22 protein-coding genes and 1 other annotated feature are annotated in these 24,336 nt (G+C 57.9%); of the genes, 16 read left to right on the top strand and 6 right to left on the bottom strand.

Features of this window, described 5'->3' with window-relative positions; all coding sequences use genetic code 11:
* Positions 1–2: 2 nt before the first annotated feature.
* A complete protein-coding gene (locus RMET_RS28350; protein ID WP_231138545.1) occupies positions 3–962 on the bottom strand; it encodes a PDR/VanB family oxidoreductase in 960 nt (319 codons plus the stop codon).
* A gap of 21 nt (positions 963–983) precedes the next feature.
* Entirely contained in the window at positions 984–2,303 is a 1,320-nt protein-coding gene (locus tag RMET_RS28345; RefSeq protein ID WP_011519954.1) for a Rieske 2Fe-2S domain-containing protein, read from the bottom strand.
* Positions 2,304–2,819: 516 nt separating this feature from the next.
* Between RMET_RS28345 and RMET_RS31865 the strand changes: the two genes are divergently transcribed.
* The 9 genes from RMET_RS31865 to RMET_RS28295 all read left to right on the top strand — a co-directional run bounded on the left by RMET_RS31865 (position 2,820) and on the right by RMET_RS28295 (position 13,251).
* Entirely contained in the window at positions 2,820–3,620 is an 801-nt protein-coding gene (locus RMET_RS31865) for a helix-turn-helix transcriptional regulator (RefSeq protein ID WP_157139118.1), read from the top strand.
* Between the two features lie 120 nt (positions 3,621–3,740).
* Positions 3,741–4,784: an aromatic ring-hydroxylating dioxygenase subunit alpha gene (locus tag RMET_RS28335; RefSeq protein ID WP_011519949.1), complete on the top strand. Its 1,044-nt coding sequence runs from the start codon at positions 3,741–3,743 to the stop codon at positions 4,782–4,784.
* A gap of 13 nt (positions 4,785–4,797) precedes the next feature.
* A complete protein-coding gene (locus RMET_RS28330) occupies positions 4,798–5,856 on the top strand; it encodes an alcohol dehydrogenase (protein WP_011519948.1) in 1,059 nt (352 codons plus the stop codon).
* Positions 5,857–5,872: 16 nt separating this feature from the next.
* Positions 5,873–7,333, top strand: a complete 1,461-nt coding sequence (locus RMET_RS28325; protein WP_011519947.1) for an aldehyde dehydrogenase family protein — start codon at positions 5,873–5,875, stop codon at positions 7,331–7,333.
* A gap of 436 nt (positions 7,334–7,769) precedes the next feature.
* Positions 7,770–9,035 carry a CaiB/BaiF CoA transferase family protein gene (locus RMET_RS28320; protein WP_011519946.1) on the top strand — a complete coding sequence of 422 codons (1,266 nt, stop codon included), beginning with the start codon at positions 7,770–7,772 and terminating at the stop codon, positions 9,033–9,035.
* Positions 9,036–9,119: 84 nt separating this feature from the next.
* A protein-coding gene (locus RMET_RS28310; protein WP_085960508.1) for an IS3-like element ISRme15 family transposase occupies positions 9,120–10,369 on the top strand; the annotation gives its coding sequence in 2 pieces (ribosomal slippage) (positions 9,120–9,414 and positions 9,414–10,369; 1,251 coding nt in all).
* Positions 9,413–9,529 (top strand) — a sequence feature (AL1L pseudoknot). Its footprint overlaps the gene before it by 117 nt.
* Positions 10,370–10,397: 28 nt before the next feature.
* Complete coding sequence (locus RMET_RS28305; protein ID WP_029309866.1) at positions 10,398–11,576, top strand: thiolase family protein; 1,179 nt, start codon at positions 10,398–10,400, stop codon at positions 11,574–11,576.
* The gene (locus tag RMET_RS28300; protein ID WP_011519944.1) at positions 11,573–11,998 is read left to right on the top strand and encodes a Zn-ribbon domain-containing OB-fold protein; all 426 of its coding nucleotides are present in this window, start codon (positions 11,573–11,575) and stop codon (positions 11,996–11,998) included. Before RMET_RS28305 ends, RMET_RS28300 begins: the two co-directional genes overlap by 4 nt.
* Positions 11,999–12,096: 98 nt before the next feature.
* Positions 12,097–13,251 carry an acyl-CoA dehydrogenase family protein gene (locus RMET_RS28295; protein ID WP_011519943.1) on the top strand — a complete coding sequence of 385 codons (1,155 nt, stop codon included), beginning with the start codon at positions 12,097–12,099 and terminating at the stop codon, positions 13,249–13,251.
* Positions 13,252–13,427: 176 nt separating this feature from the next.
* Here the strand turns inward: RMET_RS28295 and RMET_RS28290 are convergent, their stop codons facing one another.
* Entirely contained in the window at positions 13,428–13,901 is a 474-nt protein-coding gene (locus RMET_RS28290) for a MaoC/PaaZ C-terminal domain-containing protein (RefSeq protein ID WP_011519942.1), read from the bottom strand.
* Positions 13,902–13,906: 5 nt separating this feature from the next.
* Positions 13,907–14,485: a DUF2889 domain-containing protein gene (locus RMET_RS28285; protein WP_011519941.1), complete on the bottom strand. Its 579-nt coding sequence runs from the start codon at positions 14,483–14,485 to the stop codon at positions 13,907–13,909.
* Positions 14,486–14,691: 206 nt separating this feature from the next.
* Here RMET_RS28285 and RMET_RS28280 point away from each other — a divergent pair, with 206 nt between their 5' ends.
* The 3 genes from RMET_RS28280 to RMET_RS28270 all read left to right on the top strand — a co-directional run bounded on the left by RMET_RS28280 (position 14,692) and on the right by RMET_RS28270 (position 17,623).
* The gene (locus tag RMET_RS28280) at positions 14,692–15,813 is read left to right on the top strand and encodes a CaiB/BaiF CoA transferase family protein (RefSeq protein WP_011519939.1); all 1,122 of its coding nucleotides are present in this window, start codon (positions 14,692–14,694) and stop codon (positions 15,811–15,813) included.
* A 94-nt stretch (positions 15,814–15,907) separates the two neighbouring features.
* Positions 15,908–16,879, top strand: coding sequence for an NAD(P)H-dependent flavin oxidoreductase (locus RMET_RS28275; RefSeq protein ID WP_011519938.1), 972 nt, complete (start codon positions 15,908–15,910; stop codon positions 16,877–16,879).
* A gap of 51 nt (positions 16,880–16,930) precedes the next feature.
* On the top strand, positions 16,931–17,623 hold the full coding sequence (locus RMET_RS28270; RefSeq protein WP_011519937.1) for a nitroreductase: 693 nt from the start codon (positions 16,931–16,933) through the stop codon (positions 17,621–17,623).
* Here RMET_RS28270 and RMET_RS28265 read toward each other — a convergent pair whose 3' ends face one another.
* Entirely contained in the window at positions 17,624–18,451 is an 828-nt protein-coding gene (locus RMET_RS28265) for a FadR/GntR family transcriptional regulator (protein WP_231138546.1), read from the bottom strand. It lies immediately after the preceding gene.
* Positions 18,448–19,239, bottom strand: coding sequence for a FadR/GntR family transcriptional regulator (locus tag RMET_RS34410; protein WP_267880293.1), 792 nt, complete (start codon positions 19,237–19,239; stop codon positions 18,448–18,450). The genes RMET_RS28265 and RMET_RS34410 overlap by 4 nt, the downstream gene beginning before the upstream one ends.
* 209 nt (positions 19,240–19,448) lie before the next feature.
* Here RMET_RS34410 and RMET_RS28255 point away from each other — a divergent pair, with 209 nt between their 5' ends.
* Genes RMET_RS28255 through RMET_RS28240 form a run of 4 tightly spaced genes read left to right on the top strand, consistent with a single transcriptional unit; the run spans position 19,449 to position 24,330 of the window.
* Positions 19,449–20,609, top strand: coding sequence for an acyl-CoA dehydrogenase family protein (locus RMET_RS28255; RefSeq protein ID WP_011519933.1), 1,161 nt, complete (start codon positions 19,449–19,451; stop codon positions 20,607–20,609).
* Positions 20,610–20,618: 9 nt separating this feature from the next.
* Entirely contained in the window at positions 20,619–21,758 is a 1,140-nt protein-coding gene (locus RMET_RS28250; RefSeq protein ID WP_011519932.1) for an acyl-CoA dehydrogenase family protein, read from the top strand.
* A 35-nt stretch (positions 21,759–21,793) separates the two neighbouring features.
* The gene (locus RMET_RS28245) at positions 21,794–23,323 is read left to right on the top strand and encodes an acyl-CoA synthetase (protein WP_011519931.1); all 1,530 of its coding nucleotides are present in this window, start codon (positions 21,794–21,796) and stop codon (positions 23,321–23,323) included.
* On the top strand, positions 23,323–24,330 hold the full coding sequence (locus RMET_RS28240; protein ID WP_029309862.1) for a phosphotransferase family protein: 1,008 nt from the start codon (positions 23,323–23,325) through the stop codon (positions 24,328–24,330). The genes RMET_RS28245 and RMET_RS28240 overlap by 1 nt, the downstream gene beginning before the upstream one ends.
* Positions 24,331–24,336 lie beyond the last annotated feature (6 nt).

The following is a 24,336-nucleotide window of genomic DNA, read 5'->3' as shown; positions in this document are numbered from 1 at the left end:
GATCAAAGGTCTAGCACTAGCGTCTTGGAGCGTGCGCCAGAGCAGCAAACCATGATGGCCTGGTTGGCCTGCTTCTCTTCGTCACTGAGGAAGTCATCGCGATGGTCGGCTTGACCATCGATGATCTCCGTCCGGCAGCTTCCGCAGACGCCGTTGCAACAGGAATAGGGCACTGCAACGTTATTATCTAACAGCACATCCAGGATGGTCTTGCCGGGCTCCACGCGGTACTTTGCGCCACTCCTATGCAAGACCACATCAAAGCCGCCCTCCGTTGCCGCCTGTTGGGCTGCACCGAAGCGTTCGTAGTGAACTGTGGACGGGTCTCGCTCGGCGGTGACTGCCAGGAAGTCGTCAATCATGCCGGTGGGGCCGCAGCAGTACACATGCGTTGAAGCGGGCAGTGCTGCAACCGTGGCACGGATCTCCAGACGCTGACCAGGCTCGGAATCATGAAAATGGACAATCCGGCCTCGCCCGGCATCGATGCGCTGGAGCTCTTCGGCGAAGGCGGTTTCGCCCGGTGAACGGCTGGCGTACATCAACTTCCATTCTCGGCCGATGGCGTCGAGTCTGCGGAGCATCGGAAGGACAGGGGTAATTCCGATGCCGCCCACGAAGAAAACGGTGCTCGACGCACATTCGTCAAGGGGGAAGTCGTTCTGTGGAGGCGTGGCCCAGACCTTGTCACCCACGCGGAGTTTGTCGTGGGCCCAGCGGGAGCCACCTCGGCCATTGGGTTCGCGCTGGACGGCGACACGGTAATACAAAGGATCTGCCGACGCTGCATTGGCAAGGGAATAGCTGCGGATCATTCCCTGTTGGAGATGCAGGTCGATGTGTGCGCCGGGTTGGAAGCCCGGTAAGGGATTCGCATCAGCGGAAACAAATTCGAACGAAGAGATGCGCTCTGCTTCGAACGTGATTCGCTTCAGTCGAAGTTCAATTTGCGAGGTGTTCATGCTCATTTCCAGTACTACGTATCAGGGCGTGTAGCCAAAGTCCTTGCCCGGTTCGGCGCGCATTGCTTCTTCGCCTAGCTTCGTCCAGTCGCCGCCAAGTGGGATGGTCAGCGACACGGCACGCCACCGGAACGCCGCCGGTGCATTGCTTGAAACCGGATGCTCACCGGTTGCAACCAACTTCTTGACTGCCTCCAGCAGAACTCGGCGCATGCGAGCAACACCGGTGTCACTCGTGCCGAGGTGCTCCTTGCTCCGGTCGAGAATCGGCGTTGTGCCCGACTGACAGGCTGCGTCCTGAATCCACAAACCTGGCATGCCGGAGTTGTACTTTTCCACTTGGGACTGGTAGTCGAACTGGTAAGCGTTACCTCGATTGAACTTGCTCCAGTAGGTGTGATACGGCTCCGTTACTGGACGCTTTTCAAACGCGTTGTCCGAGTGGTGACCGGTCTCACGCCCGTTGTGTCCTTCCTTAAAGAGCTTGCGAGTGCGCTCATAGAAGGGCTTTGCAGGGTGGTACGAGAACATCAGGCACAGCGTGTGCTCATCGTCGATGGGTACCCATGCGTGGCCGCTCAGTTCAGGGAACTGGGATTGGGGGGGGACCAGGGTCCAAAACGGCATCAGGAACTGATTGACGCGAACATAGTTTTCGCCGTCCGGCGTCTTCCGGCGTGCGCCAATGCTGATTCCGGCGTCGTGCTGCACACACTCGAACGTGGGGCTCAGATCCTGCGCCTGGCGCCATTGGTTGATGACGCCGCCTTCGCCAACACGGCCGTGGAGAATGGCGGCGTGCGCGGAGTCGAGTTCGCCTTCCAACGCCTGAAGCCAGTTGCATTCCTGAACGCGCATGGAAATGGCAACTTGCTCCTCCGGCACCATGTTCCATTCGACGTCGGGAAGCTCCGGGGCATTCTCGGCATCAGGGCCCATGTAGGCCCACAGGATGCCGTTGCGTTCCTTGACAGGGTAGGCCTTGATTTTCATCCGCTTGCACATCGGGCTGTCTGCAGGCTCGCAAGGCATCTCCTCACATTGGCCGCTGACCTTGAACTTCCAGCCGTGATACACGCAGCGCAGCCCGTCATTCTCGTTGCGACCAAAGACCATCGGCGCGCCACGATGAGGGCACGTGTGGTCGACCAGGCCAACATTGCCGCTGTTGTCACGGAATGCAACCAAATCCTCGCCAAGGAGCCTGACGCGGTAAGGCTGACCCCCGGCAGTTACCTCTGAGGACTTGAGGAAAGGGATCCAGTACAGCCGCATCATCGTGCCCATGGCCGTGCCAGGCCCGACGCGCACGAGCAGTTCGTTGTCTTCGCGAGAAAGCATTGTGAGGTCCTTTTTGGTAATCCAATCTGGTGGGGCCAATTCTAGGGGTGAAAGACCGCGAAAAAATCAGTAGTAACCCTTACGCGGAGGACATTTGATGAGCAATCGTGCCATATGGCGGCCATTTTTTGGCATTTAAGTGGCGTATAAAGCTCTTGTCTGTGAGACCGGGAATTCCCTCGGTACGCTTCCTTGCACATATCTTCTATAGTGCTCGTACCAAAGTGGCCCCACCAAAATGGTTGGAAGCGCAGCGAGCTTGTGCACGCGTTGGTCGACGCCAAGGAACTGGAGCGCGCTTGCGGATGCAAGCATCCCTCTCTGCGGAAAACCGGCGCAGTCGGAGCCACTAACGCGTGGCGCTATCCGGTAGTGGCTTGGCCACTTATGCGTCAGCCGGCGCTTTGGTGTTTGTTATGCTTGGCGTCGGGATAGATAGGGCCGATGACAAGACCTCGAGAGAGAGCGAAGACGTCGCTGATGTAAGTGCAGATGACGCGTGGGGAGACAGCCAAGATGGGTGCAGGATCTGCTGATGACACAAGCTTCATGGCGGACGCCGTGGGAGCGATTGGTACTGAGACGTTTGGATCGCAACTGGACGTCTTGGTGGACCACTATTGCCGCATCGATTTTTGTGCATGCTATCGAATCGCCTCAGATCGCGTCGACGTGGTTGCCATGAGCGATCCGAATCGATTCGAATCGGCGACGCGCATTGACACCTATGCAAATGGCAAGCTCTGGGAAACTGATCCCGCCTTGCACCAAGCTTTCGTTGGTCTCGAATCGAATAGTCTCTCGTATGCACGGCTTAGGCGCACCGACATCGCGGATCATCGTCTGCGGGACGTTGTCTACACGCATCTCGTGGACAGACTCCTTGTTTGCTACAAGAACAAGGCAGCAACCTACGCAATTAGCCTTCTGCGATGGCGGAGCAGTGCACCGTTCCTGTACGGAGACATCGAATCACTGCTGTCCCGGAGTCCCGTCATCATGGCCTTGGTAGATCGACATTTTGTCTCTTCTGTCAAACACGGCCGTCCGGCGGACGCGTTCGCATCAAGGGAGCTGGCTGAGCAGTGCCTTCGTGCCGTAAGCGGTATGCCAGCGAGAGAGTGCGAGGTCTGCGCGCGGGTCATTTTTGGCTTCTCCTTGCCGGCAATCGCAAGCGACCTAGGTATTAGCGTAGATACCGTAAAGAGCTACGTGAAACGGGCCTATCAGAGGATTGAGATAGGCTCTCAGCGCGAGCTGGTTGTTGCGTATCTCGAGTACTGGGAGGGGTGGGCGCGCTCACGCATCCTGAGTTGACGTTTGTCACCCGGTCGGGTGGCAGACAGTGTTTGAGCGAACGCATAGAGTGAGTTGGACCTCAACAAAAGCGCAAAGCGCAGCCGAATCTGCTGCCGTGCGACATAAGGAGACAACTCTATGTACCTCAAAAACGCCTGGTATGTGGCCGGCTGGAATTCGGAATTTCAAAAGGACCAGCTGGTTTCCCGTCGACTTCTCGGTCAAGACATCGTGTTCTATCGTCGCGGTGATGGATCAGTTGCCGCGCTGGAGGACAGGTGTTGTCATCGCGCCGCGCCGTTGTCCAAAGGGCAGCAGGAAGGTGACCAAATCCGCTGCATGTATCACGGTCTTCTGTTCAACTGCGCGGGCCAATGCGTGGAGGTTCCTGGGCAGGAGCGGATCTCCGACAAACTCAAGGTCCGCAGTTTTCCGACAGAAGTTCGGGACAATCTTGTCTGGATCTGGATGGGGCAGCCAGAGCTGGCTGACGCTTCGGAAATCAAGCAGGTGCATTGGCACAATCGTGAGGGATGGCGTGTCGAGGAGGGCGGATATCTCCGTTATGCCTCGGGCGTCCAGTTGATTGTTGACAATCTGCTGGATTTCTCGCATTTGGGCTTCGTTCACAACAAGTCCATCGGCACGCGTAAGCAAGGGAATATCCGTCCGGAGACCGAGTTCCAGGGCGAAACGGTGTCGGTCAGATTCACAACGCTAGGCAGTCCGCCCCCGGCTTTTGCTCGAGAACTCGGTCAGTTGCCGGAGAACGTAGATCGCTTTAACTACTACGTTTGGCACATCCGGGGAAATCTCTTCGTGCAGGACTCGGTCATCGCTCCGGTAGGGGAGGGATATGAGAGCCTTGATCCCGCCACCATGAAGCTGCACACGTTCATTGCTTTGACGCCATGCGACGAAAACACTGCCCACTACTTCTGGGCGACAGCTCACAACAATTTTACGTCGACAACCGAGGATTTGACACGCCGTCTGACAGAGCAGGTCGCCCACGCTTTTGATGAAGATCGAGAAATTATCGAGGCACAACAGGCGGTTATTTCGACGGCACCTGATGCGCCGATGGTCGCCATTGCCGCAGACGGCACTCTGCTGAAGGTACGCCGCATGCTGGACGCCCTCCTGCTGGAAGAACGTTCGCCCAAAGCGGCGACGCAATAAGCGGAGGAACGACATGAAGAGCTACGACATCGTGGAGTGGGGCAAGCCTCTCCAGGAGGTTCTGCGAGACAGACCAAAGCCGGTCGGTACTGAGGTTCTCGTAAAGGTGCAAGCCTGTGGGATTTGCCATAGTGACCTCCATATTCGGGATGGCTTGCTGGATCTTGGCAATGGGAAGCACATTTCTTTCGAGAGTGTTGGGGTAAAGCTGCCCTTTACGATGGGCCATGAGATCGTTGGGGTCGTTGCAGAGGCTGGCAGTGAGGCGTCAGTCAAGGCGGGGACGCCTTGTGTTGTCTACCCGTGGCACGGTTGCGGGACTTGTCTGAATTGCACCAACGGCCGTGAAGTTGACTGTGAGAGTGGGCGGGCGCTCGGTACCCGTAAGCCGGGGGGATACTCTGACTACGTCGTGGTACCGCATGAGCAATACCTCCTGGATTACGGAAATCTCGATCCGCTGCTTGCAGCTACCTGTGCCTGTTCTGGGCTAACCTCGTTCAGTGCATTGAAGAAGCTTCCTCCCATGCTCGAGGCAGACACGCTAGTACTAATCGGCGCTGGCGGGTTAGGGCTCGCGGCTCTTGGTTTGGCGCCGCAGCTCACTTCTGCGCGGCTAGTGGTCGCAGACATCGATGACGAAAAGCTCGCCCGCGCATCAGCGGCGGGGGCACATGAGGTGGTCAATCTTCGCTCCGAAAACGCGGCTCGGGATTTGCGAAAAGCAGCGCCAAATGGGATTCGAGCGATTGTCGACTTTGTCGGCTCGGCGCAGACGACGGGCGTGGCGCTGGAGAGTGTGGCCCGCGGAGGCACCGTCGTCGTCGTGGGCCTTTTTGGGGGCGCCATCTCTTTGTCGACTGCACTTTTGCCCATGCGGAACGTGACTCTGAGGGGCTCCTATGTCGGCTCGGTGGAGGAAATGCGAGCGCTTTTGGATTTGCTACAAGAGAAAGGAAAGGGTTCGCCGGTCAATCTCAAGTCGCTCCCAATGTCTGCGGTCAATGAGGCTTTAGAAGAGCTTGCACAAGGTCGGGTTGCTGGCCGTTTGCTGGCCATCCCTGGTCAGTGATCGAGTGAGGACGTCTATGAAATACCTAACTGCGGACGCAATTTCTGAAGCCTTGCGAGGCAATCCGGTCCGGCAACTGATTAACGGTTCGATGGTTGATGGGGCCGAAACGCTTGAAGTCATTAACCCAGCTACCGGCGAGGCTTGCGCCATTGCGCCCGTGGCTTCTTTGCGACAGCTTGACGAAGCTGTCGACGCTGCCCGGCGTTCGCAACAAAGCTGGGGTGGCTTGCCATTGACAGAGCGCAGAACGGCTCTAAAGGGGTTAGCCACGATTCTTCGGGAGCATGTTGCGGAGTTGGCTGCGCTGCTGACGCTAGAGCAAGGCCGACCTCTCGCCCAGACTGAAGCGGAAGTGATGCGTGCCGCCATGCTGCTCGAGGCCATGCTCACGATTGACATCGACGACGAGATTCTTCGCGAAGATGAATCTGGTCGGGTCATTCTGCAACACAAGCCGATTGGCGTTGTCGGTGCCATTGCCCCTTGGAACGTTCCCATCGGACTCGCCGTTCCGAAGATCACCCATGCACTCTACGCTGGCAATACTGTTGTACTAAAGCCGTCCCAATACACTCCTCTGGCCACGCTGCGACTTGGTGAGTACGCATCGAACCTGTTCCCCCCTGGAGTGCTGAACGTCTTGAACGGTGGAAATGATCTTGGGGAAAGGATTTGCACGCACCCGGACATCGCCAAGATCTCCCTGACTGGATCTGTGCCAACAGGGAAACGAGTTATGGCGTCCGCTGCAGCCTCGCTGAAGCGCTTAACGCTTGAGCTAGGTGGAAACGACGCCTGCATCGTCCGCCAGGATGCGGACGTTGACAAGATTGCACCCGCGCTGTTCGCTGCGGCGTTCATCAACAGTGGTCAGGTTTGCATGGCGATAAAGCGCCTTTTCGTACATCAGGATCTTCATGAGCGCCTGGTTGAAAAGCTGGGAGGCCTAGCTGCTAAAGCCAAAGTAGGCGATGGCTTTGACTCGACGAGCCAAATGGGGCCGGTTCAGAATCGTGCGCAATACGAGTCGGTAAAAGCAGTTCTGGCCGAAGTGGCCGCAGACCCGGCAGCAATCATTGTCGCGGGTGGCGAAGCGTTGAGCCGCCAGGGATTCTTCATTGCTCCCACAGTCGTATCGGGCGTCAGAGAAGGAAATTCCCTTGTCGACAAGGAGACGTTTGGGCCAGTGCTTCCAGTCCTATCTTTTCAAACCGATGAGGAAGCGATCGAGCGTGCGAATGCCGGATCGATGGGATTGGGTGCGTCTGTGTGGGGCAATGATCTCAAAATGGCAGAGCACGTAGCGCGGCAGTTGGTAGCTGGCACCGTATGGATAAACAGACATGTGGGCGTTGACCCCTTGGTGCCGTTTGGCGGAGCAAAGGAATCCGGTCTTGGACGGCAGTTCGGAAAAGCAGGGTTGCTAGAGTTCACCGAAACATCCGCGCTGTTTGTTCCCAGAGCCAACAAATAGCAATTCTCTGAAGCCGTCCAACGTCAGGATGTTACTTGGCATTGGGCGGTTTCCTTTTCGATGGCCGGCTGCACTGTGGTCCAAACCATCGCAAACCGGTGCGCGTCTGCTGCGTCGCACAACGACGTACCCTTGTGACGGCATTGAGCATCTCCCGCTGCCAAGCCTCATCCTTGCAGTACTTGCGGATGTCGGTCCGCGCCTCCCGCCTGTTCGGGCACCTCGTCTCCCCCTCAGTTGGTTTCACTGCTTTTGATCCGCGAGTGCGGGCAGTCGCATGTCCGTCAATCCCATTGACGTCTCGGTCTCGGCTTACGTAGAATAGTTTGGTAGAACCATTAAACGGATCAACCAAAGCGGCCGATTTGACCGCGGCTAACAAAACAGAAGCAGAAAGAGGCTTATAGGGCTCTTGCTGCGGAACGAGGGGAGAGACATGTTCGACCAAGCTCGCGTTGAATCCTTACCGGAACATGAGGCTGGTGGGCCAAAGAGCGGCGGCGTCCTGGATGGCGTCCGTGTAATTGATTTCACGCACTTTGTCGCCGGACCATTGGCCACGATGACGATGGCCGACTTTGGTGCCGATGTCATCAAGGTAGAGGCGCCCGTGAAGGGCGATGATTTTCGGTACTACCCGCCGATGGACCCGGAAATTCCGGCTCAGGGTGCTCCCTACCTGTGGACCAACCGTAACAAGCGAAGCATCGGCATCGATATGAAGTCGCCGGAGGGCCTGGCCCTCGCAAAGTCATTGATCGCAGAGGCGGATGTCGTTGTTGAGAACTTCTCGACCGGCGTGATGGAGCGTTTTGGGCTCGACTACGAGACCTGTCGCAAGCTCAACCCAAGGCTCATCTATTGCTCGGTCTCGGCGTATGGGCGGACAGGGCCCTATGCGGATCGCCTCGGATTCGACCCTATCGCGCAAGCTGAGAGCGGCTTCATCTCGATGAACGGCTACTCGGACCGCCAGGGAGTCCGGACCGGCGCCGCAGTGATGGACATCAGTACCGCAATGATGGCGACTAACGCGATCCTTCTCGCCCTGCTGGGACGCGCGAAGGACGGCGAAGGTCAGTTTGTCGAGGTCGCACTTTTCGACACAGCCATTCTGATGACTGGGTTCGCAGCCATGCAGCATTTGACGACCGGCTATGAACCTCAGCGTAACGGTAATACCAGCCCGGATACGTGTCCGTCGGGCGTTTTCCACTGCCAGGACGTGCCGTTCTACATCAACTGCGGCAACGACGGGATCTTCGTCCGGCTGTTTGAACAGGTACTTGATCGCCCAGACATCGCTCATGACCCCGTCTTGTCGAAGCGGGCCAATCGCTTGGAGCGACGCGACGAGCTATTCAAACTCATGGGGGAAGAATTCGGCAAGCATCCGTGGGCCTATTGGCAGCCGAAACTCCGCGCAGCCGGGGTTCCAAGTGGTCAAGTCAAAACGCTGGCTCAGGCACTCTCGTCTGACGAAGCAGCCTCTCGCAACCTGGTTAGCCGAATCCAGCATCCAGTGAAAGGTTGGATTCCCAATATTTCTACGCCTCTTAGGCTTAGTCGTACGCCAGCGCGGGCTGCAACGGCCGCACCCGCCGTCGGCGCTGACACCGAGCAGGTGCTCAAGGACGTTCTCAAACTCAGCGACCGCCAAATCTCTGAACTCACAGCCTCCGGGGCGTTTGGTGCGAAGTAGGTTCGACTCAACCACGGATATGACCAGAAACGTAGCAATTATTGAATCGCCCCGGGTTTTGCGGAGGCTCTCACTCTTGAGAGAATGCGAGCCATGAGCAAGAACAACGCAAACAAGTTTTCCCCGGAAGTGCGCGAGCGCGCCGTGCGCCTGGTGCAGGAGTCGCGCGGCGAGTACCCGTCGCTGTGGGTGGCGGTCGAGTCCATCGCGCCCAAGATCGGCTGCTCGGCGCAGACGCTGCTGACCTGGGTCAAGCGCCACGAAGTCGACAGCGGACAGCGCGAAGGCGTCACCACCAGCGAGCGAGAACGCATCAAGGAGTTGGAGCGGGAGAACCGAGAGCTGCGCCGCGCCAACGACATCCTGCGCACTGCCAGCGCTTTTTTCGCGCAGGCGGAGCTCGACCGCAAGCTGAAGTCGTAAACACCTACATCGACCGGCACCGGGAGGTTTACGGGGTCGAGCCGATCTGCAAGGTGTTGCAGGTTGCCTCGTCGGCCTATCGGCGCCATGCCGCACGGCTGCGTGATCCGTCACGGCGCAGCGACCGTGCGCGTCGTGATGAACGGCTCATGCCGCAAGTCCAGCGAGTGTGGCAGGAGAACCATCGCGTCTACGGCGCCGACAAGGTCTGGCGGCAACTGAACCGCGAGGGCGTGACGGTTGCCCGCTGCACGGTCGAGCGATTGATGCGCGCCCAGGGACTGCAAGGTGTGCGGCGCGGCAAGCGGCTGCGAACGACCATCGCTGACGACGCCGCCAGTCGCCCGGTGGATCGCGTCAACCGGCAGTTCCGGGCCGACCGTCCCAATCAGCTCTGGGTCTCGGACTTCACCTACGTCTCGACATGGCAGGGTTGGCTGTACGTGGCCTTCGTCGTCGACGTCTACGCCAGGCGCATCGTCGGCTGGCGCGTGAGCAAATCCATGACGACGGACTTCGTGCTCGATGCGCTGGAGCAGGCCCTATACGCTCGCCAGCCTGGCAACGACGGTTCTCTGACCCACCACTCCGATAGGGGATCGCAGTACGTCAGCATCCGCTATAGCGAACGCCTGGCCGAAGCCGGCATCGAGCCGTCGGTCGGCAGCCGTGGCGACAGTTACGACAACGCCTTGGCCGAGACGATCAATGGCTTGTACAAGGCCGAGCTGATCCATCGCCGCGCGCCTTGGAAAACCAGGGAATCCGTCGAACTGGCAACACTGGAATGGGTCGCTTGGTTCAACCATAAGCGCCTGCACTCATCCATCGGCTATATCCCGCCCGCCGAGGCTGAGGCAAACTACTACAACCAACTCGGCAAAACCGCCGACGAGGCCGTTTTACTTTAACCAAACAGCCTCCGCGAAAACCGGGGCGATTCATATTGGTGCCAGTGCCATTCCGGTGGGGCGCCACCAAACTGCAGATGATGCAGCGCTCCAGACATTGGAGCACGAAATCATGACCCGCCTTGTCGTGGATGCCGTGAAAGATGCGGGGGTCGACAAGCAGGATATTCAAAGTCTGGTGTTCACGCTCCCTCGTCCATACACGCGCCAGAAGTACTTTCACACTTTCCTCATGGGCCAACTTCGGCTGTCTTGCCGGGGCAACGTGATGGAAGTGATGGGTAACGGCATGACTGCTGCTCTGGCTTTCGACCAGGCCTGCAATGACATCATGCTGGGCAGGTCTGAGGTGTCGCTTGCTCTCGGTATCAACATGGAGAGCGCGGTATCGGCCGCAGAACACATGATGAGCAGCATGCGGACGACCGGCGATGTCGACTTTCACACATCAGCTGGCTTCACGCCCATCGCTTGGTATGCCATGGACGCGATGCGGTATATGCATGAGCACGGAGCTACGAGGGAGGAACTGTGCTCCGTTGCCGTGAAGAACCGTTTTCACGCCTCCATGAATCCGCTTGCGCAGTATCGCAAGCCGGTGACGCTGGAAGAAGTCGTTCAGCAGCGTCCCATCGTCGAGCCGCTGGGACTCTATGACGTTCCGCCGCGTGGCGATGGTGCAGCGTGTCTGGTTCTGGCAAGTGAGGATGTCGCACGCGAGCTTGGCCGCCCATATGTGCTCGTAAAGGGCCGAGGATTCTTCCATGATGGCAGCCATCAGATCAGTGATGTCCCCAACGACATGATTGCATTCGAGTCGGCGAGACAGGCGGCTTCTGTCGCCTATGAACAAGCTGGCATCAGCGCCAAGGACGTCGACGTCGCTGAGTTGTATGCGCCTTGCACGATTGTCGAAGTGCTGGTGAGTGAGGCTATTGGACTTATTCCGAAGGGGCATGGTGCGCGCGCGGCATTCAATGGAGAGACACGTCTCGGCGGCCATATTCCTATCTCGACCTCAGGTGGTTTGACATCCCGCGGCCACCCTGCGTACGTCACCTCGCTCTACAACTACGTGGAGCTCGCTGAGCAACTGCGGGGACGGGCAGGCGAGCGCCAAGTCAAGAATGCGCAGTTCGGTCTGGCTACAGGAGAACTCGGCAACTACAACGCGGCCATGATTCACGTTATGGAGGCCAAGCAATGACCCTCGAAGCATTGATTGTCGACGGTGAGCGTGCGTACCCGCCGCGGGAATCCGAATTCACCAAGGAATTCTGGTCGGAGCTAGCACAGGGCCGCTGGATTACCACGCAATGCACAGATTGCGGCAAGGCAACGTTCCCGCCAAAGCTTGTCTGTCCCCATTGCTGGTCAACCCAGGTGGAATGGAAGGCCTTGGGCGCTACGGGAACGCTTTACTCGTGGACGCGTATTCACGCTGCGCCCGCAGTGTTCGCTGCCGAGGCCCCCTACGCATGCGGCATCGTGGATCTCGATTGTGGAATTCGGTTGGCATGTCGACTCGTAGAAGACGACGGCGTGCCTTTGACGATCGGTCAGCCAGTCGAAATGGTGGTTCTGCAGTACAAGGACGGTCCTCTGTTCGCAGCGCGGCCCCGCAATTAGGTAACTTTCTTAACCAGCATCAACCGTGGGCCGGCTAGCTCAGACGCAGCGCTGTGGCCCCGTGCTGTTGCAAAACTCATAGTAGTTAGGAGATAACAATGTCGTTGATTAACACCGTCGGGCTGACTGAAGATCAGCGGATGATGCGCGAAGGCGTCCTGGACCTGCTCAACCGGGTCCTCCCGTGGGAGAAAGTCCGGAAGATGGACGAGGCCCGCGAGTTTCCGCTTGAAGCCTATGAGGCACTGGCAGATGCTGGTTACATCGGCCTGTTTTATCCCGAGCACCTAGGCGGGATGGGCGGTTCCTACCGCGACATCACTGTCTTGCTCGAGACGCTTGGCTACTACTACACGGGAATCGCCCAAGCCATTACGACTTCGGCGGTCTATGCCGGTATGCATATCGCGAAGTTTGGGACGCCCGAGATGCAGCAAGAGCTGATTCCGAAGATCATTTCTGGCAAGGCCAAGCTGGCACTGTGCATGTCCGAGCCTGGCACGGGCTCCGACGTGGCAGGCCTCAAGACCTACGCCGAACCCGCCGGTGATGAGTACATCCTGAACGGCAATAAGGTCTGGATCACCTGCGGCCATGTGGCTGACTACTTTGTCGTCATTACGCGAACCGACAGGGAAGGTGGCCGCCATCAAGGAATCAGCACGCTGCTGGTTGATGCAAAGGCGCCTGGCGTTACCGTGCGCCCGCTGCAAATGCTGGGGCGTCGTACGACCCATGCCAATGAGGTCTTCTTCGACAATGTTCGAGTGCCTGCGAAGAACCTGTTCGGTGGCGAAGGCCGTGCCTGGAAAAACATCATGAGCTGCCTCGGCCTCGAGCGCCTTGGCTTGGCTGCAATCTCGGCGGGGCACTGCTTCAAGATTACTGAGTATGCCCGCGACTATGCGAAGGAGCGCGTGCAGTTCGGCAAGCCGATTTCCGATTTCCAGGTCATCCAGCACAAGCTGGCGGACATGCTCATCCTGTCCGAGACTGCACGTCAGGTAGTCTACCGCGCAGCCGACGTGCTCGACGCCGGCCAGGCTGCAGTTACCGAAGCATCGATTGCCAAGGTGGTTGCAAGCGAGAACAATTTCAAGTGTGCAGACATCGGGATGCAGATCATGGCAGGTGCTGGCTACTCGATGGAGTACGACATGCAAATGTTCTTCCGCGACTCCCGCGTTGGTCCTATCGGTGGCGGCACCAACGAGATTCAGCGCAACATCCTTGCGAAACAAATGGACCTGTAAGTTGAGACTCGGGTAGTTGGGGGCGCGGAAGCGCCCCTTTTTTCTTTGCCCGATGCTCCGGGGTTTCCGTTGCGAGGCGCTCGAGCCGTTCAAAATGGAAAGAGTGGGGCGAACAACAGTTCGCCCCCTCCTTTTCCCCTCCGTGTGGCTGACCAGGATACAGCAGCTAGAAGGCCTTACTGCGGACGCAGACGATACAGCAGCGTCGTAATCATGGAGTGGACGACCTCGCCTCGTTGATTCTTGACCTTCCGGTCAAACGTGACGATGCCGGAAGTGCCCTTGCTCGACTGCTTTTTCTCGATGGGGGTAATCACGACATGGATGGTGTCGCCGTGCTTGACGGGCAGATGCATGCGCCATTGGTCGTTGCCTAGCATGGCAATAATGGTGCCGTCATTGATGCCGCTGAGGCATTGGAGACCACCTGCGATGGCCAGCACCAGCGGACCGTGAGCGATCGGTTCTCCATAGGATTGCGTCTTGCAGAACTCATGGTCGATATGGGGTGCATTGTGGTCACCGGACAGGCAGGCAAAGTTGACAATGTCGGTCAGCGTCACCGTGCGACGCGAGGTGACAATGGTCTTCCCAATCTCGAAGTCTTCGAAGTACATGCCGCGGGGCTTGCGTTCTTCAATTTCTTGCATTGCTCTCATTCCTTACCCGGCTCTGCGCCGGCGACAGCGTTCGGTTGATAAAACTGAGGGAGATGTTCGCGAACCACCGGACCATCGATACGCCAGGACTTGCACTGATTCAAATAGTGAGGTCGTGTGCCATTAAGAGGATCCTCACCTTGTTGCTTACGTTGTTGGGCTTGCCACGTTGGAATGGCTTGGAATGCCGCCGTGGCCATATTGATGAGTAGCTCGCGTAGGTGGGTGCAGCTTTCAGTGCCGCCAAGGCGCTCATTGATGGTGTGGCGCCAGCCATAGCCCATGCGTACGCCCACCATCGTCTTCAGGCTGTTTTCAATCTCCCGGCAGACGCGGAAGGGAACAGCTTCCATACGACTGACGACGTTTTGCACAGCCAACTCTTCGTCCACTACCAGTGCTATCACCATGTGATGGACGGACGTGCCGGCTGGAAGATTGCCTTTTTCAGCCACCACCGTGTCGTAGCTGCGGAAGTCCCGCATTTCGCCTTCGATTTCCCACAGCCCGTCACCGCGCCGGTAGCACCGGTACTGCACCTGGCGTGTGTGCAGCAAAACTCGCTCATCGTTCATGGGACTGCCTACTATGGTGTTAATGGTTGAGCCATTGTATAGTTGCACCAACAGTCAACGCAATGGCCTTTAGGCCTCAGTAGACGCTCAGTTGCCCTGCCGCTCTGCGAGAGTCTTCCTCTGCGCACAGCTGAGTCAAAACGCTGGCACGACGGTATTCAATCGTGCGTGGACATGACCCCTAACTTTCAAATACCGGAGACTTCATGGCTAGAGAGAGCGATTCGCCAACTTTGGGACCACTCGCAGGGTTGCGTGTGATTGAGATAGCGGGTATTGGCCCCGGGCCATTCGCTTGCATGCTGCTTTCTGACCTGGGTGCAGAAGTCGTTCGAATTGATCGGAGTGATGCAAAGCTGGGAGATCGCTTTGACATTGTTGGCAGAGGCCGGAAGACAGTACTCCTAGACCTCAAGAAGCAAACAGACGTCGAGAAAGTGCTCGACCTTGTTTCGGAGGCCGACGTGTTGGTCGAGGGTTTTCGGCCGGGTGTGATGGAGCGTTTGGGTCTTGGTCCTGCAGATGTGGAAAAGCGCAATCCAAAACTCGTGTACGGTCGCATGACAGGCTGGGGGCAGGATGGGCCGCTAGCGCAAGCTGCTGGCCACGATATCAACTACATCGCTATCTCGGGTGCGCTCGCCGGTATTGGCGAGGCGGGACGTGCACCGGTTCCTCCGCTAAACCTGGTAGGCGACTACGGTGGCGGAAGCTTGTACCTTGTCGTTGGGATTCTGGCTGCTGTATTTGAAGCGCAACGCTCGGGAAAAGGGCAGGTCGTTGATGCGGCGATCTGCGATGGAGCAGTGTCTCTCACGAGTCTGTTTCACACTCAACTTTTGCGCGGTCACTATGTCGAGAAGAAGGCAAGCAACACGCTCGATGGTGGGGCGCCTTACTACAAGTCTTACGAGACCTCCGACCACCAGTACATCTCCGTTGGCCCGATTGAGCCAAAGTTCTTCGCGTTGCTCTGCGAAAAGCTCGGTGTTCCGGACGACTTGCAGAAGTCCCAGAACAATCGAGAGAGGTGGTCAGAGCTTGAGAAATTCTTCGGTAGGACCTTCCGAACGAATACCCGCGCGCACTGGTGCGAGCTTTTAGAGGGGACGGATGCTTGCTTTGCTCCGGTATTGACGCTGAGTGAAGCTGAAATGCATCCACACCTGCAGTACAGAAAGTCATTTGTTTCGGTCGGCGGCGTACAACAGCCCGCGCCCGCACCGAGGTTCTCGCGCACGCCAGGTTCCGTTCAGGGGCCGGCGCCCCAAGAAGCGGCGAGTTTGCCGGACCTTCTCGAAGCATGGCGGGGCGGCAACCGCTCCTGAGGGTATCAATGCCTCGGCTGTGGGGGAATTTCTCCAAGACAGCGAGGCCTGGAGTGAAGCAGATTCCGTTTCAGATAACCGCTGGGCTTTTTACATGAAAACTCGTATCACGGAATTATTGAATATTGCCTATCCCATCATACAGGGTGGGATGCAGTGGGTAGGTCGCGCCGAACTAGCATCAGCCGTGTCGAATGCTGGCGGCCTCGGCGTTCTGACCGGGCTGACTCAGCCAACGCCGGAAGCGCTGCATCGCGAGATAGGTCGTTGCCGCGAAATGACCGACCGACCATTCGGCGTCAACATGACGATTTTCCCGACAATTGCGCCTCCACCGTACGAAGAGTATATCGACGCGATCATCGCTAACGGAGTGGGTGTCGTCGAGACGGCGGGAAACAAGGCTCTTGAGTATCTTCCAAAGCTCAAGGATGCCGGTATCAAAGTCATCCACAAATGCGTGGCAGTACGGCACGCGCTCACCGCGGAACGCCTCGGTGTGGACGCAATCAGCATAGACGGCTTTGAATGCGCTGGCCATCCAGGTGAGGAGGATATCCCGGGGTTGGTGCTTATTCCCCTAGCGGCAAGCCAGCTCAGTGTGCCGGTTATCGCGTCGGGAGGCATTGCGGATGGCCGCGGAATGGCAGCCGCGCTTGCGTTAGGTGCGCACGGCGTCAATATGGGAACGCGGTTCTGTGCGACCCAGGAAGCTCCGATTCACGAGAACATCAAGCAGCGGCTATTGGCAGCAAGCGAGAGAGATACCAACCTTATCTTCAGATCCCTGAAGAACACGGCGCGTGTGTTGAAGAATGCGGTCTCGGACGAAGTTGTGGCTGCCGAGCGCCGGCCGGGTGGTTGCGGATTTGAGGACATACGCCATCTCGTTGCTGGCGCACGGGGACGAACTGCTTTGCAGGAGGGCGATCCTGATGGCGGCATCGTTACCGCTGGGATGGTGGTCGGGTTGATTCGAGATTTACCAAGCTGCGCCGAGCTACTTGAGCGGATGGTTGCGGAGTGCCGCGAAAGTTTGCTTACTGCGAGCGCATTTGCGCGATAAGAATTGCTGGACCTAGGCCAGCGACAGCTACGTATCTGAGGAGTCGAAGGTATGAGTATTCGAGAGCAACTGCCGAGCGTCGTGCTCGAAGGGCTTCTTGCAGCCCGGCATAGCTGCCGTGCATTTCTACCAGACGAGGTGCCACAAGACATCGTCGAACGCATCGTATCTCTCGCGCAGCGTACGGCGTCATGGTGCAATGCGCAACCATGGCAGGTAGTCATTACGAGAGGGGCGGCCACTGATAGATTTCGAGAGGTGATGCTGGCGCCGAGTGAATCGGACGATGAGAAGCGACCTGACTTTGAATGGCCGCGGGAGTACCAGGGGGTGTATCAGGAGCGTCGCCGTGAATGCGGTCTGGCGCTTTACGATGCAGTTGGCGTGGCGCGTGGAGATCGGGAAGCGTCAACCCGCCAAGCGCGCGAGAACTTTCGTCTTTTCGGCGCCCCACATGTGGCGATCATCACTAGCGATGAGGCGCTCTCCACATATGGTGCTGTGGATTGCGGTGGATATGTCGCCAACTTCATGCTCGCAGCCACGAGCCTTGGTGTAGCGACCATCGCCCAGGCAGCGTTGGCGGCCCGACCACATCGGGTGCGCGAATGCCTGGGCCTGCCGGCCAGTCGACGGATTGTGTGCGGGATCTCATTTGGCTACCCCGACACCCACCATCCTGCAAACGGCTTTCGGACTAGTCGTGCCGAGTTGTCGTCCGCAGTCAAATGGCTTGATGCCTGATCAAGTGCCCTTGCGGGGAGCGGCACGGCGTCGAACCGTCCGTTCCGCGTCGCTTTCCGTTACGCGCGAGAGATATGCTTGTTGAAGCCGTTTGAGACTGGCTTCCATTTCAGCTACGGCCGCTTCGGCATCCTTCGCGTGCATATGCTTCATGAAACGCTTTCGGGACGGAAGTACGAAATTGTTTTCGTATTCTCCAATGCTATTTACGAAGTTAGCCAGTACGGCAAGCAGCCCATTCATCATGATGACCATGATGGGATTGCCCGACATCTTGGCAAGCGTTCGGTGAAAGTCGAAGTGAAGCTCTGCCCGACGGGGAAAGTCGCCTTCTTCCGAGGCACGCGCCGCTTCTTCGATGTTCCTCTCGAGGGCGGCCAGGTCGTCGGCAGTCGCTCGCTCGCACGCCTCGCGGACAATAACTGACTCCAGCCAGATCCGCGCCTGAGTCAGTTGGTCGGGCGTGATGGATCCTACGTGGTAAAGGTCCATCAGGCTATTCGAGATAGCGAGTCCGGAGCCTTCACTGATAAACGCACCGCCGCTTGCACCTTTTTGAAGTCGCACAAGTCCCGAGTGCTCAAGGGATCTAAGCGCTTCTCGCAGCGTGTTCCGGGATACGCCGAACTGAACGGCCAAGGCTCGCTCAGCGGGGAGTCGACTGCCAACCTTCAATCTCCCCTGGGCTAGCTCGGCTCGGATCTGATCTGCAATCTCTTCAAACGCACGTGCCGAGCGTACCGCCTCGAAGCGCGGCGTATTCGTTTCCAAAGGCGTGTCCGCAGTTTTCACAGTGGTGGTCATTGTGTCCTTCTCAGCCTGGGTCATGCGGCAATCTTCTTCTTACGCGCAGATTTCTTACTTTCGCTTTCTAGGTAGTCGCTGACGTGACGGAGATGAGTCGCCATCGCGTCACAAGCTCCCTGGGCGTCGCGTTGTCGGAGCAGGGTGAGGACCTTGCGTCGCACCTGCATGATGTCCTTGCGAGGTTCGGGCGCGATTTGCGCCAACAGCTTGCGAATGATCTCCGAAAGCGCGTCCACCATCAGAACGATTACAGCGTTGTGCGTAGCTTGCGCAATCAGGCGATAGAACTCAATCACCGATTTGGAGTTACGTGAGCCGTCACCTTGTCGGAACAGTTCCGTGTGGTAGCTGATGTCGGCCTCAATGGCATCCAGCTCCTCTTCCGTGGCCCGAGCGCAGGCCAGACGGATTGCGACGGCCATCAGTTCCACGCGAGCCTCGGTAACGTTCGCAATGGACACTTGGCCGAGGGACACTAGGTCTTGGACTGTTTGTGTGAGCCCGGTCGTGCTACTCGTACTCCGGATAAAGAAGCCGCCGTTGATACCAGTTCGGGCTTCCACAACGCTGGCGGCCTCAAGGCTTCGTAACGCCTCGCGTACAGCACTTCGGCTGACGGTAAATTGCTCGGCGAGTTCGCGCTCACCGGGGAGTCGGTCGCCTGGACGCAACTCTCCCGACGCCAACTGCTGGCGGATCTGGTCGCTTACAGCCTCGAATGCTCGCCGTGTTCGAACCCGCCTAAATATAGGGCCTGCAGGACTCGGGTCTTGTTGGTCAGGTACGGCAGGCTTTGTTTTCGTAGGCATTTTGGGCGTGTCTTGCATTGGATCAACCTCTGCACATATGTTATCAGAGAGTGTATGCCTCATACGGCACTTGAGGGTTTCCTCCACTGCATTCCTTGCACCGAGCATGGCCTCCCACATCTCACAATCCTCTTGCGTTAAGTATAATGGTTGAACCAAAATAACGCACGTACTCGCACGGCGCGAGTCGACGTAGGAGGAGAAGAAGGATGGATCTACGATTGTCGCCTGCACAAGAAGCCTTTCGTGCAGAAGTTCGTGCCTTTATTGAAGAGAGGCTGCCTGAGGACATCCGTGCTCGGCTGCGCGCAGGGCACCCGGCCCAAAAGGAAGACACGGTGACGTGGCAGCGGATTCTCAATGAGCGCGGCTGGGCAGCGCCCCATTGGCCGCGGAAGTTTGGAGGAGCCGAGCTCGGGCAGTTGGAAAGGCTCATTCTGCTTGACGAGATGTTCCGCGCACCGACACCGCTTCCTCAGGTGTTCAACGTCACGATGCTGGGGCCGGTGCTGATGAAGTTCGGTACGCCGGAGCAGTGCGAGTACTTCCTGCCCAAGCTAGCCAATCTCGACCTCTGGTTTTGCCAAGGCTTTTCCGAGCCAGGTTCGGGCTCGGATCTGGCTTCCTTGCGGACCGCCGCCAAACGAGACGGCGACCACTATGTTGTCAATGGACAGAAGATCTGGACCACCACAGCTCATTGGGCGGATTGGGTGTTTGCACTTGTTCGGACCAATCCCGAGGCGAAGAAGCAGGAGGGGATTTCGTTCCTGCTGATTGACCTGAAGTCGCCTGGCATCACGATCCGTCCTATCCGCTCCATTGATGGCGACCATCATTTGAATGAGGTCTTCTTTGATGATGTCCGGGTGCCCGTCGAGAACCTTGTGGGCGAGGAGAACAAGGGCTGGAACTGCGCAAAGTTCCTTCTTGGAAACGAGAGAACCGGCATTGCCAATGTGGGCCTGTGCCGAGAGCGTTTGGATTACGCGCGCGAGCTCGCAGATCGCACTGTTCAGGGTGAAAACAGGCTCATCGACGACCCCAAGCTGCGATCGGAGATCGCGACGCTGGACGCCGAAGTACGAGCTCTAGAGGTAACGAACTGGCGTTTTCTTCTTACCCCCAATGAGCAGGCGCGCATCCCCGCGTTCGCATCGGTGCTGAAACTCAAAGGTGTCGAGCTGCAACAAGACATCAATGCCCTGCTGGCTCGCCTTGCCGGACCACAGGGCTTGGAAAAGCGCGGCAAGAGGGATACGGACCGTGGTCCGCTAACGCCACGCTATTTCTATTCGCGTGCTGCAAGCATCTATGGTGGGACGAGTGAAGTGCAAAAGGACATCCTGGCCAAGGCAATTGTAGGATAGGGAGACAAAGTGAATTTCGAACTGAACGAGGACCAGCGGGCTCTCCAGGAAAGCGTTCATCGGCTGCTAAACGAACGCTATGGATTTGAGAATCGCCGGCAATACGTCGAAGCTGACGCCGGCCACGACGAGAAAACTTGGAGCGCGCTGTCAGAACTTGGACTGACGGCGCTGTTGGTTCCCGAGGACCTCGAGGGATTCGGTGGGGGCGCTGTCGACCTGTTTCCGGTTATGCAGGAGCTCGGGGCAGTCTTGTCCCTGGAGCCGCTCCTTGCAACCAATTTCCTCCCGGCCACGGCGCTTCGCACCTACGCGGGGGACGCTCGTGCCAAGGAAGCACTGCAGTCCATTGCATCCGGAGAGCGTCGGATTGCGTGGGCTCACGATGAAGTCGAGGCGCGTCATACGGATTGGTGGATCAGCACTAGAGCAACCAAGACCGGCGAAAAGTGGCTGCTTAGCGGTCAAAAGTTCAACGTTGTTGGGGCCAATGATGCCCATCAATACTTGGTCAGCGCGCGTGTCCAAGGCTCCACTGAGGACACCGACGGTTGCGCGCTGTTCCTGGTGAATGCCGATGCAAAGGGGCTGAGTGTTCGCAACTACAAGCTCGTGGACGATACGCCTGCCGGTGAGCTGACCTTTAGCAACGTGTCGGCCTTGCCGCTAGGCGAGGCTGGGGACGGACATCAATCGCTAAGAGCCATCGAGAGCGCGTTGGCCATGGGCATTGCCGCCGCCTGTGCAGATATGGTCGGCGCAGCAGGTGCAGCGTTCCAACTCGCCATCGAGTACGTGAATACGCGAAAGCAGTTCGGAAGGCTGATCGGCGAGAACCAAGCGCTCCGCCATCGCGCTTCGGAAATGCTTGTGAGCCTGGAGCTCGCGAAAAGCATGGCCATTGCGGCGGCGGTTGCGGTGGACGATCAAGACTCGGAAGGTGCAGAGCTCGATTTGCACCGAGCGAAATTGTCAGTAGCAAAGCATGCCCGGGCGGTGGCTCATGGTGCGATTCAGCTGCACGGAGGCATTGGCATGACTGAGGAGTACGCGGTAGGACACTACCTACGCCGAGTCCACGTCCTTGACCAACTTTTCGGCGATGGAGAGGCGCATACGGCAAGACTGGCCTCGCTGCTTCACGCATAGCAGCCCAACAAATACTACATGGAGGGAGACAGATTATGAGCGAAGCCACAATCTATCTGGATGGCCGCGCGAAAGCGCGAGATGAGGTCCTGCAGCAAGCAATGCGCGCTGCCACGGGATTTGACAAGATGGGAATCCGCGAGGGGGACACCGTCGCCTCGCTCTTGCGCAATGATTTCTCGTTCTTTGAGGTCCAACAGGCTGCGGCAGCCGTCGGGGCGTATTCAGTTCCATTGAACTGGCACGGCAAGACTGAGGAGCTCACCTATATCTTGAATGATGCAAAGCCCAAGGTGCTGGTAGCTCACGCAGACTTGCTAGAGCCCTTGCGGCCGCACATTCCACAAGGCTTGCAGGTGCTGGTAGTGCCGACGCCTCCGGAGGTTCAGTCTCGTTACGGGATCTCGGATGCTCTGGCAACGCCAAAGGCGGGGGACATTGGTTGGCCAGAGTGGTGCCAGACGTTTGAACTCTGGACTCAGCCTCCAAAGCGCGGGCGGGCCACCATGATCTACACGTCCGGCACCACGGGTCATCCCAAAGGTGTGAAACGCGATCCGGCAACGCCGGAGCAGGCCAAGGCTTATGTGGACATCATCGAACGCGTTTACGGCCTGACGCCGGGCGTCAGGGCACTCATTACCGGACCTCTTTATCACGCATCGCCGAATGCTTATGGCCGCCAAGCGATCACGGCTGCAGATGTCCTGGTGCTGCAATCGAAGTTCGACCCCGAGGAGACCCTGGCAGCCATTGAAAAGTATCGCATTACCAATGCGGTGATGGTGCCGACTATGTTCATCCGCATTCTTAAGCTGCCCAAAGAGGTGCGCGAGCGATACGATGTCAGCTCGTTGAAGTGGGTAACACATACCGGCGCTCCGTGTCCTCGTGAGGTGAAGCAGGAGCTCATGGAGTGGTGGGGACCGGTCGTCTACGAGACCTACGGTGGCACCGAGGTTGGTACCGCAACGCTTGCCACCCCGGACGATTGGCTCAATCACCCTGGGTCAGTTGGTGTGCCTACGCCGGGTACTCAAATCGCCTTCTTTGGTGAGGATGGGAAGCCAGTAGAGGATGGAACTCCTGGTGAGATTTATATGCGCGTGCCTGCGTACGCGGACTTCACGTATCTCAATCACGAAGAGAAGCGAAAGAGCGTAGAGCGAGACGGCTTGATCAGCGTTGGCGATGTTGGCTACCTGAAGGAAGGCCGTCTATATCTGTGCGATAGGCGCTCGGACATGGTTATTTCTGGGGGTACCAATATCTACCCTGCCGAAATTGAGATGGTGCTCACGCAGTGTCCGGGGGTCCATGATTGCGCTGTGTTTGGGATACCAGATGAGGATTTCGGGGAATCGTTGGCCGCTGCTGTGGAACTTATGCCAGGTGCCGAGCTAAGCGCCAGCGACATTCAGAAGTATCTGGAATCGCATCTCGCGAAGTACAAGGTGCCAAGGCGCATCGACTTCCATGCATCGTTGCCGCGAGAGGACAGTGGCAAGATATTCAAACGTCGACTCCGAGATCCGTTCTGGCAGGCTGTTGGCCGGAAAATCTGATGTCGGAGCAGACGACAGACCAAAAGCTTCTGGCGTCGCAACTCGAGCGGGCACTCCTTCGGGAAGAAGGGGTGCCTGGCGAGATCGCTAACCTTCGGCGCTTGTCCGGGGGAGCAACGAAGCAAACTTGGGCATTCGAATGGCGCTGCGGCAGCGCGGTCCAGCAACTGATACTCCAGTTGACAGGGGCCACCATAGGGGCTGCAGGCAGGGCGCCGAAACTTGAGGCTCGCGAAGACGCATCGGTCATGAAAGCGGCGCGGGCTGCAGGTGCTCCGGCGCCAGTGGTTCGGGTGATTCTTGAGCCAGAAGATGGAATGGGCGCTGGCTATGTGACCGAGTTTATTGAAGGAGAAACGCTCGGTCGTCGTGTTGTCCTGGACGAAGCTCTTTCGGGTGCACGGTCTGTCTTGGCTCGGCAGTGCGGGGAGGTCCTTGGAAAAATTCATCAAGTTCCAACGACAGACCTTTCCTTTCTGAAGGTGCTTACGCCTGAAGATGAGTTTGCAACCTACAGAGACCTCTTGAGCGAGTGCAATGTTCAGCATCCGGCGCTTTCATTCGCGATCCGCTGGATTGAAGAGCACCTGCCAGAGATGGAAACGGCCGGCCTGGTTCATGCAGACTTCCGAACTGGTAACTTGATCGTAGGGGAGCAGGGGTTGCGATGCGTGCTGGACTGGGAAATCGCGCGTATCGGGGATCCGATGCAGGACTTGGGCGTTCTCTGTATGCGGAGTTGGCGCTTCGGCGGTCGAGGTGATGTTGGGGGATTCGGCGCGCGAGACGATCTATACGCTGGCTACGAAAGCGTGACTGGACGGGTTGTCGACAAGCAACGAGTGCATTTCTGGGAGGCCTTCGCCAATTTGAAGTGGGCGATAGCATGTGTGCGTCGCGGCTCGGCGCAGGCTGCAGGTGGCAGCCAAGCAAGTCTGGAGTTGAGTGCCATTGGTCGGCGAATGGAAGAGCCGTTGTGGGACTTCATGAATCTGGTCAAGCCTTGAAATCAA

It is taken from the genome of Cupriavidus metallidurans CH34 (assembly GCF_000196015.1).
GTDB classification, from domain to species: Bacteria; Pseudomonadota; Gammaproteobacteria; order Burkholderiales; family Burkholderiaceae; genus Cupriavidus; species Cupriavidus metallidurans.
The sequence above is the reverse complement of the archived record's forward strand: the minus strand, read 5'-3'. Positions and strand labels throughout refer to the sequence as shown.